The following is a 13,099-nucleotide window of genomic DNA, read 5'->3' as shown; positions in this document are numbered from 1 at the left end:
AATAGCAAGAACTTAGTAAGATGTTTTTCTAATTAATAATCTTCATAGCATTACTAAAACCCAACCACTACCCACTAACCACCAAAAACTGCATTTAAAAGTAACGGTCCTCTTAGGCTAGACTTCCTAAGCAAAGTAACGGTCGTCGAAGCATAACTTCTTAGGTCAAGTAACGAACATCCTAGATTTACTCCTTAAGTATAATCCCCTTTCGTTAACCCTGTCCAATTTTTGAGTTGACAATCATCAGTTGATATTATATTATTTAATTGTAAACCATTTTTATGTATTCGGTTAACAATTTATGCTTAAGAGGGGGTTTTTTTAATGTCTACTAAAAATTTAGCATATGTATCAATTTTCGCAGCTATAACTGCAGTATGTGCTCAAATCTTTATTAATCTGCCATTTACTCCTGTACCAGTAACACTACAAGTATTAGCAGTATTTTTATCTGGAGCTCTTTTAGGCAGTCGACTAGGGGCAATGTCACAAATAGTGTACTTACTTTTAGGAGCAATTGGTATTCCCGTTTTTGCTAGTTTTTCAGGTGGATTTCATATTCTAGTAGGATATACAGGTGGTTATCTTTTAAGCTATCCTATAGCAAGCTACTTAATTGGTAAAATTTCTAACCTATATAAAGGTGATTCACCTGTATTAAAAAATGTAACAACGGGCTTCTCAATGGTTATTGGACTAATAGTAATTTATTTATTAGGTGCTTCCCAATATGCACTAGTAGCGAATGTTTCATTCATAAAATCTATATCTGTAACAGTTATTCCTTTCATCATTCCAGATTTAATGAAACTTTTAGTAGCAGTTGCTTTAACTTATCCAGTAAAAAATGCTTTATTGAAGTCAAAGTTACTTCCGGCATCTAACTAAATAATTTATCCTAACAAAAAACTACAGGCTGATGGATTATAATCCATCAGCTTATTTTATACCATTTTCTGTCTTAATTTTGTACTCATTGTTGCTTTATGTCAACAATTTTTTTGTTGATGTTATCCACAGTATTTTTTGTGAAATCTGCATAAATTTATAATTTTATCCAAGTAATCCACAAAATATACACATTATCCACAACGTTATCCACATTTGGACATGCCATTTTAGGCTTGTTTATAATCTCTTTCCACATTATCCACAAAGTTTGTCCATTTTTATTCTCAACAATGTGGAAAAAATGTTATTATTTTTGTTGAAAAATATGTCGATTAGTAAAACCTTTTTCGTTTACATAAAATCGTATACATAAGTTTAATATTAGCCAAAAAATAAAACAGTTCCTGGTTCCTAGCTCCCAGCTCTTAGAAAAACTATGAGCTAGGAACCAAGAGCTAACAACTGTATTTTACTAACTACTAACAAATTTAATTTTCAATTTTACATTTTTAATTGCTTTTCTAATTGTCCATTGTCAATTCTCAATTGTCAATTTCTTTTATTGGTAGGTTACTTAGCCAAAGAAGTAAAAACTTCGCTGTCCGTTACTTAGCCTGAGAAGTAAGGCTATGAAATCTTTTTTGAGTTTTTTTCTTTTAATTGTCAATTGTCCATTATCAATTCTCAATTGTATTTCTAATTGTCAATTGTAAATTGTATTTCCTACCTTTGTCCTAATTTCAAATTAGGTACTGCATTAAGAGTCATATCTGCCCTATATCCCTTTATAAAATCATAATATGCTGCACATCCTATCATTGCTGCATTATCTGTACACAGGATTTTAGATGGATATTTGAATTCTAAACCTTCTTCTTCACATCTCTTCTTTAAAAGAGCTCTAAGCCCCTCATTGGCAGCTACACCACCTGCTATGGCAATTATTTTTGATCCTTTTTCCTTTGCTGCCATTATACTCTTTTCTGCCAATACTTCTATTACAGCTTGCTGAAAACTTGCAGCAACATCTTCTACTTTAATTTCTACGCCTCTTTGTTTGTTATTATTTAAATAATTTAAAACAGCCGATTTAAGACCACTAAAACTAAAATCATAACTATCATTATCTAGATATACCCTTGGAAAATCTATAGCATCTTTATCACCAATCTTAGCAAGTTTATCAATTTCAGGACCACCTGGATACCCTAGACCTAAAGCTCTAGCTACCTTATCAAAAGCTTCCCCTGCTGCATCATCTCTAGTTTTGCCTAATATTTCATATTCACCATAGTCCTTTATATATACAAGATGAGTATGTCCGCCTGACACTACTAAACACACAAAAGGGGGCTTTAAATCTTTATATTCTATAAAGTTTGCACAAATATGTCCTTCTATATGGTTTACACCTACCAGTGGAATTCCTTTACCAAAGGCTAATGCCTTTGCAGTAGCTACACCTACAAGTAGGGCACCCACAAGTCCCGGTCCATAGGTAACACCTATATTATCTATATCATCAAAGGTTATATTAGCCTTATCTAGAGCATCTTGAATAATAGCATTCATACTTTCTATATGTTTTCTTGATGCTACTTCAGGAACTACTCCACCAAATTTTTTATGCAAATCAGTTTGGGATGATATTACATTTGATAAAACTTCCCTTCCATTTTTTAAAACTGCAACTGAAGTCTCATCACAAGAAGTCTCTATTGCTAAAGTAATTATATCCTTTTTAGCATTCAAGGTAAATCCCTCCAATTAATTGTCTAACCTCTATTATAACCTATTTGATAAATTAGTTCTAGGAAATTATTAGTGAATTCAACTTATGATTTAGTTATTTTGAATAATTTTCTATTGATATTTTAGTATGGAAAAACAAAAAATAACTATATACTTCTTTCTTAGGAGTGTATAAAATGACAGATAAAGAAAGCTTATATAATAGGATTGCATCTGCAAATATAATGTCTGATGGCATGCTAAAAGATATAAGCTATGGTGATTTTGCCCTAATGATGGTACTAAAGGATAGAGCTAATAAACCTCAGAAGATTATAAAAATAGATGATATAAAATCTTAAAATAAATTTAGCAGGTCACATAATAAGTGGCCTGCTTTATTTTTATTGATATTTATCTTCCAAATCCATAGCCATATTAGTCAATATTTCATCTGTAAGATTTATATCACATTTATGATCTTCTGTAAAATGTGCACAGTTTTCACAGCTCTTAACTGTTTCATTCATTACCTTAACACCACTTTGCAAAGCATCACCTCTAGGTCTATATTCACTACAAAATTTTGCTACCCTTTCTAATTGTTCCCTACTAGCCATAAGTAGACCTCCTTCTTTGTCTTTTTACTTATTATTTCTTTTAAAATTTTAAGTTATTCAATGTGGAAAGAAAAAAAGCGCAGACTTAAAGTCTGCACTTTCGAAATTAAATAGTATTATTTTGAATTTTTGAAACGCGAACCCGGTTCCCATTTCAATTTCACTTAATTGTCAATTGTACATTGTAAGTTGTCAATTAGATTACATCGCTCTTCCTATAGTTGCTAATCCACTAGTTATTAACACCCAAATAATCCAAGAAGAAAGCACTAAAAAGCTAGCCGATTTTCTAGAAATTTGATATGCATAAGAAACTCCTATTATTGCCAATACCTGATACCAGATTATAAAGATATCAATTTGAGACAATAAATTGTATAATAGTCCACCTTCCATTGAACTTGGTAATATTATTGCAAAGTTTATAGGTACAGCAAATTTACCTATTATCAAAGAAATTATAGCAACAAGTATTTGGCCTAAAAGGATTGGTAAATATGAATATACAATAACTCTAAAGCCCTTCTTAAAACTACCTTCCCCACCTACTAAACCTGATATTGCATTAATAAAGACTGATTTACCTAACCAGATAGCTAAAGGTGTTATTGCAATAAATATCATAGAAATATAAAGCTGAGCATTTAATAGGTTCTCTATATTTGGCATTTCCATTCCCTGTCTTGAAAATTGTTGAACTAGTTGCTGTCTTAAAAAATCCTTATATAGTCCCACTCTAATAAGTATTAAAAACAGCATTACTCCTATTATTAATAAAATAGGAAAAAGTGGCTTAGGGTATTCAGCTATATTTTTAAAGGCCTTATTTGGATTTGTAAATACATATTTTAATCTTTCCCACCATGTAAAAGGTTCCGTTTCAAATTCATTGTTATAGTTTTCATTAATATTTTCTGTCATTTTAATCCTCCTTTTCATTTTTATCTATTCATATCTTAAAGCATCTATTGGATCAAGTTTTGCAGCTTTATTAGCTGGATATATTCCAAAGAATATTCCCACTGCAGATGAAAAGATAACTGCTATTATAATTGTAACAAAAGATATTACAGGTGGTATTCCCATAGATATTGCAATAATATTGGCTATTATCAACCCTAATGTAGTACCTATTAATCCACCAATACCAGATATTATCATTGCCTCAACCAAAAACTGTATAAGTATATCCTTTCTTGTTGCCCCTATAGCCTTTCTTATGCCTATTTCCCTCGTTCTTTCTGTTACTGACACAAGCATTATATTCATTACACCAATACCACCAACTAAAAGGGATATTGCTGCTACTGCTCCTACTACCTTTGATAAAATACCCATTACATTATCTAAAGTTTCCATCTGCTGTTTGGCACTAAAATACATATAAAAATTTTTCCCAACATTTCTATGTCTTCTCTCTAAAACTTGTATGATATCCTTTGAAACTTCATCTATTTTATTGTTATCAGATATAGCTACTTCAAATAGCCAGTATTTATCTGTATATCCAAGCTTTTTTACCGTACTTATTGGGATATATATATTTGTAATTACTTTTGCACCAAAGTTTTCGGCCAACTTGTCAAAAGAAGTCTTCTTATACTCATAAATTCCAACTATTGTAAAGGGTAATCTTTTATACCCATTATCAATAAAAACTTTTTCACCTATAACATTTGTTCGCTTAAAAAGCTCTAATGCTAGTCGTTTTTCTATAACAGCTATTCTTCTTCTTCCCTTTACATCAGATTCAGATAAAAATCTTCCCTTTAATATGTCTAATCTATCGATATTAATATATTCTTCATTTACGCCATATAAATCAATATCTCCATTATATCTTCCCTTTAAAGCTTTAGCTCTATCTGCTATAATTGGTGATATTGCATTTATATCATCCTTAAAAATTCTTCTTATGGCTTCTATATCTGTATCATCAAAACGATCTCTATATTTTGGATTCTCTCCCCAGTTCATTCTAATTGAAACCCTGTTTGTTCCTATCTTTTCAAATTCATTTCCTATCTGAGCTTGACTTCCTTGTCCTAAGGAAACTATAGTAATTACTGAGGATATACCTATAATGATTCCTAGCATTGTAAGAAAAGTACGCATTTTATTAGCCCAAAGGCTAGCCAATGCTACTCCAATACTTTCAATAAAATTCATTAAATCACCTCTTTATTCTTGTGACAAAGCCGACTTAGCTATAAGCTGCTTATTAACCTTTTTATCATCTATTAATCTTCCATCTCTAAAGCTAACAATTCTTTTAGCATGGTGTGCAATGTCATCTTCATGGGTTACAAGTATTATCGTTACTCCTTCACTATTAAGTTTTTGAAATATACCCATTATATCTTCCCCTGATTTTGTATCTAAGTTACCTGTAGGCTCATCTGCTAAGATTATTGCAGGATTATTAGCTAATGCCCTTGCTATTGCTACTCTTTGCTTTTGACCTCCAGATAATTCGTTAGGCTTATGATCTGCTCTATCTCCTAATCCAACCTTCTCTAATAATTGGTATGCCCTTTTTCTTCTTTCCTTTTTAGATAACCCTGCATACATCATTGGCAGCTCAACATTCTTTAAGGCAGTAGTTCTAGGCAATAAATTAAAGGATTGAAATACAAAACCTATTTTTCTATTTCTTATTGAAGCAAGTTTCTTATCATTTAAACTTATTGTATCTACATTATCTAAAATATATCTCCCTTCTGTAGGTCTATCTAAACAGCCTAGAATATTCATAAGTGTAGATTTTCCTGAGCCTGAAGGCCCCATAATTGCAACAAATTCTTCCTTCTCTATATTAAGATTTACGTCCTTTAAGGCCTTAACTTCTACACTACCTGTTTTATATATTTTAGTTAAATCCTCTATTCTTATCATTTCTTACCACCTTGATTAATTATATTTACTTTCATACCATCCTTTATAGTTTCGTCAGGATTAAAGATTATTTTATCTCCTTCTTTTATTTTTTCTGAAATTATTTCTACTTTAAGGTCACCTTCAATACCTACCTTTACAGGAACTTCTTTAACTACACCATTTTCAACTTTAAATACTACAGTTTCACCATTTCTTTTTTGATATAGACTTTCATATGGTACTACAAGTGCATCACCTTTATGTGCAGTATTAACCTCTACATCTACTGAAAAACCCGGTTTTAAATATTTATCAGGGTTAACAATATCTATTTTTACTTTTACGTTAGTCTCTACACCTGTATTTGTATTACTTTTTGTTGCCACAGGTGAAATATAGGATATTTTACCTTCATATTCTCTGCCCTTAAAGGCTTCTCCAGTTATTTTTACCTTTTGTCCAATCTTAACGTCATTTATATCATACTCACTTATACTAACTTCTATTTCTAATCTATCCGTATCATCAATTATAAATAACGGATTAGCACTATTAGCAGGTATACCTACTTCTGCTTCAGAATAGACTATTGTTCCATCTATTGGACTTCTTATTATAGATTTTTTCAAGTTATCTTTTTGCTTTTTAAGACTTAATTCTGTTAATTCTATAGTTTTTTTCTGAGTCTCAATACTATCATTTTTATTAAGAAAATCCTCTAATTCTTTTTTGGCAAGTTCATACTCATTTTTAGCCCTTTCATAGCTTACCTTATCCTGATCTAACTTAGTCTTACTTATAGCCCCTGCATTGTATAGTCTTTTAGAGTTTTCATAATTTTTCTTTGCATTATTTAATGACAGTTCTGCATTCTCTAATTGTTTTTCAAATTTAAAAGCATCTGCTTCATCCATCATATTTTTAAGTTTTTCTCTCTCTAATTCTAGATTAATCTGTGCAGACTTTATATTGTATTCAAGTTCCTCTGTATCTAGCTTAGCAAGTATATCTCCTTTTGAAACTTTATCTCCCTCTTCAGCAAGCACTTCTTTAATAAGGTAAGGAAGACTTGAGACAATATTTCGCTGTTCTTTTGCTTTTATGATCCCATCTGTAATAATATTAGAAGATAGCTCTTCCTTTTTAATTTCTGTTACTTGGACACTTTTTGCTGCTTTAGTATCACTATTTACTGTTTTAAATATACCAAGACCTATTATTCCTATTCCCACTATTATTCCTAAAATTATCAAGACCTTTTTTTTCGACATAACATATCCCCCTCAAAAATTTATACATAATCCTGTTTTTGCCATATATTATATATAGACTACATATTCAATAAAATCCCTTCATATTCCTTTAAAGTTGCAAAATTAAGTTTTTGTAATAAATAAACGCAGACTAAAGTCTGCGCTACTATTCGAAGGTTGTTTATTTACTTTTCTAATTCTCAATTGTATTTCCTAATTCTCCATTCTCAATTCTCAACTCTCAACTGCTTTTTAAAAGCAGTTCCTAGCTCTTTGCTCTCAGCTCTTAGTAAAATTAAAAACTTTTTTGGCTAGGAACAAGGAACCAAGAGCTAGCAACTGTATTTACTAACTACATGCTTCTAACTACTAACTTATTCTAATTCTCAATTGCTTTTCCTAATTGTCCATTGTAAATTGTCAATTGTCAATTATATTTAAACCTCTTTCCACATAATTATAGCATCTTCGTTTGTATCTGAATAATATTTGGGTCTAACACCACAGGCTTTAAATCCATATTTTTCATAGAGGTTCTGTGCAACTATATTGGATTTTCTTACCTCTAGTGTCATCCTATTTATCTCTAGCTTTTTACATATATTAATAAGTTCCTTTACAATAGCAGACCCAATTCCTAAACCCCTATAGTTTGGAGCAACTGCTATATTGGTTATATGGCCTTCATCTAATATAATCCACATTCCTCCGTATCCTACAACCTTATCTTCTAATTGAGCTACTATATATTTTGCCAATTTATTTTCAGTTATTTCTTTAATAAAAGCATTCTTAGACCATGGAGTAGTAAAGCATGTATTTTCTATATAAAGAACTTCTTCTAAATCTTTTGTTTCCATTTCTCTTAATATAAGATTAGGCATCTTTTTTACCACAGACCTTTACCCTCTTTTCATATTCTCGTTGTGCTTGTGATTTTTTTATATAATTAGGTACTAACTCAAGATAGTGTTGTACTTCACCATTTTTAGCCTTCATAAAGGCTAATTCTGCAACTGATGATGCCCTAGGCATGTTTACAGCTTTAGGTGCAAATATTGCCTTATTACCAAGGCAATTAATTATTTTTTCTTTATATGCAGTAGCTCCATCTCCATTAAATATTATCCTTTCATCCCTGTTGTTTAATGTATTAAGTAGTTCTTCTAATTTAATTACTCTTTCATCTTCAATCTTTGTAAGTTTGCCTAAGTCCCATTTATATATTGCACTATATACATTCTCCCTTCTAGCATCTATAAGAGGTACTACTAACCCTTCAGCAAGTGGAACATTAAAAGCTAAAGCCTCTAAAGCTGATATTCCCACTACTGGTTTATCCATAATCTGTGCTAAACTTTTTATAGTAGCAACTCCTATTCTAAGTCCAGTAAATGAACCTGGTCCTACTGAAGCAGCAAAAATATCTATATCCTCTGGTTTAAGCTCACAGCTTTCCATTATTTCCTTAACTATGGGCATAAGCTTTTGTGAATGTGTCTTTTTATGGTTTAATATGTACTCACCTATTAATTTATTCTCATCTAAAATAGCACATGTTGCAACTATACTAGATGTATCTACAGCTAATACTTTCATTTTTTCAACTCCTTTTTAGTAAAGTACAGTTGTTGTTTATAATCTAGAAGTAAACGTTACTTTGACCTTAAAAGTAGTGCTCCGTTACTATACCAGAGAAGTAGCACGTTGAGGTCCGTTACTATACCTATGTAGTAAAGCTTCGCAGTCCGTTACTTAATCAGAGATGTCTAGCCTACGTGGACCGTTACTTAGCCTAAGTAGTAAGGCTCTGATGTCCGTTACTTTACCAAGGAAGTAAATCTAAGATGTCCGTTACTTGACCTAGGATGCCATGCTTCGATGACCGTTACTATAGCGAGGAAGAGAGTCTAGGATGTCCGTTACTTAAGCCTAAGAAGTTATGTGTTGTAGTCCGTTTTTTATCTTTTAATTGTTAATTCTCAATTGTCCATTGTCAATTGCTTTTTAAATGCAGTTTTTGGTGGTTAGTGGGTAGTGGTTGGGTTTTAGTAATGCTATGAAGATTATTAATTAGAAAAACATCTTACTAAGTTCTTGCTATTAAAAGCAGTTCCTAGCTCTTTGCTCTCAGCTCTTAGTAAAATTAAAAACTTTTTTGGCTAGGAACTAGGAGCCAAAAGCTAATAACTGTATTTTGTAATTTTCCATTTTACATTTTCAATTTTTAATTTCTTTAATTGTAAATTGTAAATTGCTTTCCCTAACCACTAACCACCAGCCACTAATAACTATTTCTTTACTAACTACATGCTACTACCTACTAACTCATTCTAATTCTCAAATCTCAATTATAAATTGTCAATTATCTCCTCGTGTCTTTTGCCAACTCCATCTATTATTATTTCCCTTTTATTTTCTCCGTTTCCCCTTTTTATCGTAATATTGATTCTTTCTTCAGGAAGAATTTCTTCTATTAAATTTGCCCATTCTATTATACAAACCCCATTTGAATAAAAGTATTCCTCATATCCTAAATCATCCATTGCTTCTGGACCCTCAAGTCTATACACATCAAAGTGATATAAAGGAAGTTTTCCCTCATACTCATTTATAATAGTAAAAGTAGGACTTGTAATATAATCTTCTATTCCCATACCTTCTGCTATTGCCTGTGTTAAAGTAGTTTTACCTGCTCCTAAATCTCCTGAAAGACAGAGTATATCTCCACCTTTTAAGAGTGTTCCTAATTTATAACCAAATTCCTTAGTTTCTTCTGGACTATTTGTAACTATCTTCATAATCTACTTCAGCCCCTTCATCGAAAGTTACAATTACTTGACTTTACCTTATATTATATTATTGCCAAAGTTTTTATACAAGATAAAAGGACAAAAAAAGCTGATGGATTACGAATCCATCAGCAACGGTTAAGCAATTTTTAAATAATACTAGTCGAGGTACATAGGCGTCCCTCATATTATGTTCCTTTATTGTTGAGGGATTCATAATCCCTCAACCTAATTCAACATTTATAATTCAAAATTTAACATTATGAAATGCGAAAAATTTCGCATTTCATTAATTCTCAACTCTCAATTGTATTTCTTATCCTTTAAATATTGGTGATACTTTCTTGTATAGTAATACTGTTATTGCAGATACCATAATTCCCTTTACTATATTAAATGGTACTATTGCAAATAAAACAAGTGACTTTAAGTCTACAACATATTTATTAACCTTTGAAGCCATACCTATAATAGCTTTAATTGGCATACCATATAGTTTTGCATAGAATGGTATAAGTATAAAGTAGTTCGCTACAGATGCTACTAATGTCATTATTAATGTCCCTAGCATTAATCCTACAATAGCATTTTTAAAAGTTTTGTTTTTATAGTAAATATAACCTGCAATATAAACGAATACACTTCCTACTATAAAGTTAGCAAGCTCTCCAACACCTACAGTAGTTGTTCCTTTAATTACTGCATGAAGTATATTCTTTAAAAACTCTATTACAACACCTGCCATAGGCCCTAATGCAAAAGCACCTATTAGTGCTGGTAGGTCACTTAAATCAATTGTTAGAAAGCTTGGGGCAAACCATAATGGTATCTCAATATACATAATTAAAAAAGCAATTACTGATAATATGGAAACATTAACTAACCACCTTGTGTTTATTCTTTTCTTTGCAATTAACATCTATATTCCCTCCATTCCATTTACTCTTAATACAATATTACAAATAAAAAACTCCTGAAGCTAATCTTCAGGAGTTATTAACATAGGTAAAAGACTCTAACCTTCTCCCTTCCAGACTTTAACTGTCGGCTCTGGAATTTCACCAGATCAGCTGTATATACAGCTCGCGGGCTTTAACCGCCGGTCGGGAATTTCACCCTGCCCTGAAGATTAGTTTATTTATTCATTTTTCAGTTTTATTATCTCATATGGTTAACTTTTTGTCAATTGTTTATTGTTATCTGACCTAAGGAGTTAGTCTTTGTGGTCTGTTACTTTAAATGCAGTTTATGGTGGTTAGTGGGTAGTGGTTGGTTTAATAAATCATTAGCTCGATTAGCATTTCAATTTTTTTGTTTTCTAATTGTCAATTGTCCATTGTCAATTCTCAATTGTATTAATAGGTCCGTTACTTAGCCAAAGAAGTAAAAACTTCGATGTCCGTTACTTAGTCATAGACGCTAGGCTTTATAGTCTGTTATTTAACCTAGTAAGTAACGCTATGAAGTCTTTTTCTTTTAATTCTCAATTCTCAATTGTCCATTGTCAATTGTAGTTATTGGTCCGTTACTATGCCTAGCGTTATTGGGGGATTTGTAATCCCTCAACCTTTAATCGCAGACTAAAGTCTGCTCTACAATTTTTATATTTTTTATTTTTCATTTTAAACCTATAATTTTTTCACTAACCACTAACCACCAACCACTAAAAACTATTATTTTTCTTACTAACTACTAGCTACTACCTACTAACTTTCTTCAATTCAACATTCACAATTTAAAATTTAAAATTATAAAATGGGAAGCTAGTTTCCCATTTTATAAACAACTTTTCCATCTATAATTGTTGCAACTGTTTTGCAATTTATATCCTTAATTGGATTACCATCAAATATAACTATATCTGCATCCTTTCCTACCTCAATACTTCCAACTCTATCATCTATTCCTAAAATCTCAGCTGGATTAATAGTTATAGCCTTAAGTGCCTCCATTTCATCCATTCCAGATTTAACTGCAAGGCCAGCACAAAGTGGTAGATATTGTAAAGGTATTACTGGAGAATCAGTCATTATAGCAACCTTTACTCCAGCTTTTTGAAGTATTCCTGGTGTTTCAAATGTTAGGTTTTTTAATTCAAATTTAGTTCTGTGGGATAATGATGGCCCTACTATTGCAGCTTTTCTTTCTTCACTTATATAGTCTGCTATAAGATGTCCCTCTGTACAATGTTCTAAAGTAATATCAACATCAAATTCCTTTGCTATTCTTATTGCTGTAAGTATATCATCAGCCCTATGAGCATGAGCCTTTAATGGTATCTCTTTTCTTATAACCTTTGCCATTGCTTCCATTTTCATATCAAATTCTGGCTCTTTTTTTGGATCTTCTTTAGCCTTTTCCTGCTTTTCAACATACTTTTTAGCCTTAAATAATGTTTCTCTCAAGATAGCTGCTGTAGCCATTCTAGTCATAGGTGATTTTTTCTTAGCATTATAAACCCTTTTAGGATTTTCTCCAAAAGCTATTTTCATTGCAGCCGATTCTTTCACAATCATATCGTCTATTCTTTTTCCATATGTCTTAATTACTGCAAACTGGCCTCCTACTACATTTGCACTACCTGGGCCTGTTGCAGCACATGTAATTCCACCTTCATAGGCTTCCTTAAAAGTCCTGTCCATAGGATTTATTCCATCTATTGCTCTAAGATGTGGAGTTACAGGGTCAACCATTTCATTTACATCATCACCTTCAAATCCTATTCCATCTTCAAATAATCCTAAGTGACAATGAGCATCTATAAATCCTGGCATAACTACTTTTCCTTCTGCATCAATTACTTCTGCATCTAGAGGTGCAACTACATCGGTACCTACTTCTTTTATCTTCCCGTCCTCTACTAGAATACTTCCCTTTTCTATAACTTCTCCAGCCATAGTAAATATTTTACCATTTTTAATTATTAGCATTT

13 protein-coding genes and 1 riboswitch are annotated in these 13,099 nt (G+C 31.7%); of the genes, 2 read left to right on the top strand and 11 right to left on the bottom strand.

Annotated features, from left to right (window positions below):
• The first annotated feature begins 327 nt into the window (after positions 1-327).
• Complete coding sequence (locus BET03_RS07330; protein ID WP_120168858.1) at positions 328-891, top strand: biotin transporter BioY; 564 nt, start codon at positions 328-330, stop codon at positions 889-891.
• 726 nt (positions 892-1,617) lie between these two features.
• Here the strand turns inward: BET03_RS07330 and tsaD are convergent.
• On the bottom strand, positions 1,618-2,646 hold the full coding sequence (gene tsaD / locus BET03_RS07325) for a tRNA (adenosine(37)-N6)-threonylcarbamoyltransferase complex transferase subunit TsaD (protein ID WP_120168856.1): 1,029 nt from the start codon (positions 2,644-2,646) through the stop codon (positions 1,618-1,620).
• 176 nt (positions 2,647-2,822) lie between these two features.
• Here tsaD and BET03_RS13635 point away from each other — a divergent pair, with 176 nt between their 5' ends.
• Entirely contained in the window at positions 2,823-2,987 is a 165-nt protein-coding gene (locus BET03_RS13635; protein WP_183108773.1) for a hypothetical protein, read from the top strand.
• 42 nt (positions 2,988-3,029) lie between these two features.
• Here BET03_RS13635 and BET03_RS07320 read toward each other — a convergent pair whose 3' ends face one another.
• The 10 genes from BET03_RS07320 to BET03_RS07275 all read right to left on the bottom strand — a co-directional run bounded on the left by BET03_RS07320 (position 3,030) and on the right by BET03_RS07275 (position 13,097).
• Complete coding sequence (locus tag BET03_RS07320) at positions 3,030-3,245, bottom strand: hypothetical protein (protein ID WP_120168854.1); 216 nt, start codon at positions 3,243-3,245, stop codon at positions 3,030-3,032.
• Between the two features lie 201 nt (positions 3,246-3,446).
• Positions 3,447-4,166, bottom strand: a complete 720-nt coding sequence (locus BET03_RS07315; RefSeq protein WP_183108772.1) for a Yip1 family protein — start codon at positions 4,164-4,166, stop codon at positions 3,447-3,449.
• A 24-nt stretch (positions 4,167-4,190) separates the two neighbouring features.
• On the bottom strand, positions 4,191-5,414 hold the full coding sequence (locus tag BET03_RS07310; protein ID WP_120168850.1) for an ABC transporter permease: 1,224 nt from the start codon (positions 5,412-5,414) through the stop codon (positions 4,191-4,193).
• A gap of 12 nt (positions 5,415-5,426) precedes the next feature.
• On the bottom strand, positions 5,427-6,140 hold the full coding sequence (locus BET03_RS07305) for an ABC transporter ATP-binding protein (RefSeq protein WP_120168840.1): 714 nt from the start codon (positions 6,138-6,140) through the stop codon (positions 5,427-5,429).
• Complete coding sequence (locus BET03_RS07300; RefSeq protein ID WP_120168838.1) at positions 6,137-7,393, bottom strand: efflux RND transporter periplasmic adaptor subunit; 1,257 nt, start codon at positions 7,391-7,393, stop codon at positions 6,137-6,139. Before BET03_RS07300 ends, BET03_RS07305 begins: the two co-directional genes overlap by 4 nt.
• 419 nt (positions 7,394-7,812) lie before the next feature.
• Complete coding sequence (gene rimI, locus BET03_RS07295; RefSeq protein ID WP_120168871.1) at positions 7,813-8,259, bottom strand: ribosomal protein S18-alanine N-acetyltransferase; 447 nt, start codon at positions 8,257-8,259, stop codon at positions 7,813-7,815.
• Positions 8,252-8,974 (bottom strand): tRNA (adenosine(37)-N6)-threonylcarbamoyltransferase complex dimerization subunit type 1 TsaB, encoded by a 723-nt coding sequence (tsaB, locus tag BET03_RS07290; protein ID WP_120168836.1) that lies wholly within the window; start codon positions 8,972-8,974, stop codon positions 8,252-8,254. The genes rimI and tsaB overlap by 8 nt, the downstream gene beginning before the upstream one ends.
• Before the next feature lie 752 nt (positions 8,975-9,726).
• Positions 9,727-10,176: a tRNA (adenosine(37)-N6)-threonylcarbamoyltransferase complex ATPase subunit type 1 TsaE gene (gene tsaE / locus BET03_RS07285; protein ID WP_120168834.1), complete on the bottom strand. Its 450-nt coding sequence runs from the start codon at positions 10,174-10,176 to the stop codon at positions 9,727-9,729.
• Between the two features lie 307 nt (positions 10,177-10,483).
• Positions 10,484-11,086, bottom strand: coding sequence for an ECF transporter S component (locus tag BET03_RS07280; protein WP_120168831.1), 603 nt, complete (start codon positions 11,084-11,086; stop codon positions 10,484-10,486).
• Between the two features lie 95 nt (positions 11,087-11,181).
• Positions 11,182-11,301: riboswitch (FMN riboswitch) on the bottom strand.
• 629 nt (positions 11,302-11,930) lie between these two features.
• The gene (locus BET03_RS07275) at positions 11,931-13,097 is read right to left on the bottom strand and encodes an amidohydrolase (RefSeq protein ID WP_120168829.1); all 1,167 of its coding nucleotides are present in this window, start codon (positions 13,095-13,097) and stop codon (positions 11,931-11,933) included.
• Positions 13,098-13,099 lie beyond the last annotated feature (2 nt).

The sequence above is a fragment of the Thermohalobacter berrensis genome (assembly GCF_003609645.1).
Classification (GTDB): domain Bacteria; phylum Bacillota; class Clostridia; order Tissierellales; family Thermohalobacteraceae; genus Thermohalobacter; species Thermohalobacter berrensis.
This window is presented reverse-complemented; position numbering and strand designations above follow the sequence as displayed.

Excerpts from the sequence above, each read along its gene's own strand:
- BET03_RS07315 (WP_183108772.1), bottom strand. The coding sequence starts at position 4,166 with ATGACAGAAAATATTAATGAAAACTATAACAATGAATTTGAAACGGAA.
- BET03_RS07330 (WP_120168858.1), top strand. The coding sequence starts at position 328 with ATGTCTACTAAAAATTTAGCATATGTATCAATTTTCGCAGCTATAACT.
- rimI (WP_120168871.1), bottom strand. The coding sequence starts at position 8,259 with ATGCCTAATCTTATATTAAGAGAAATGGAAACAAAAGATTTAGAAGAA.
- BET03_RS07310 (WP_120168850.1), bottom strand. The coding sequence starts at position 5,414 with ATGAATTTTATTGAAAGTATTGGAGTAGCATTGGCTAGCCTTTGGGCT.
- tsaB (WP_120168836.1), bottom strand. The coding sequence starts at position 8,974 with ATGAAAGTATTAGCTGTAGATACATCTAGTATAGTTGCAACATGTGCT.
- BET03_RS13635 (WP_183108773.1), top strand. The coding sequence starts at position 2,823 with ATGACAGATAAAGAAAGCTTATATAATAGGATTGCATCTGCAAATATA.
- BET03_RS07305 (WP_120168840.1), bottom strand. The coding sequence starts at position 6,140 with ATGATAAGAATAGAGGATTTAACTAAAATATATAAAACAGGTAGTGTA.
- BET03_RS07300 (WP_120168838.1), bottom strand. The coding sequence starts at position 7,393 with ATGTCGAAAAAAAAGGTCTTGATAATTTTAGGAATAATAGTGGGAATA.
- tsaE (WP_120168834.1), bottom strand. The coding sequence starts at position 10,176 with ATGAAGATAGTTACAAATAGTCCAGAAGAAACTAAGGAATTTGGTTAT.
- BET03_RS07320 (WP_120168854.1), bottom strand. The coding sequence starts at position 3,245 with ATGGCTAGTAGGGAACAATTAGAAAGGGTAGCAAAATTTTGTAGTGAA.
- BET03_RS07275 (WP_120168829.1), bottom strand. The coding sequence starts at position 13,097 with ATGCTAATAATTAAAAATGGTAAAATATTTACTATGGCTGGAGAAGTT.
- BET03_RS07280 (WP_120168831.1), bottom strand. The coding sequence starts at position 11,086 with ATGTTAATTGCAAAGAAAAGAATAAACACAAGGTGGTTAGTTAATGTT.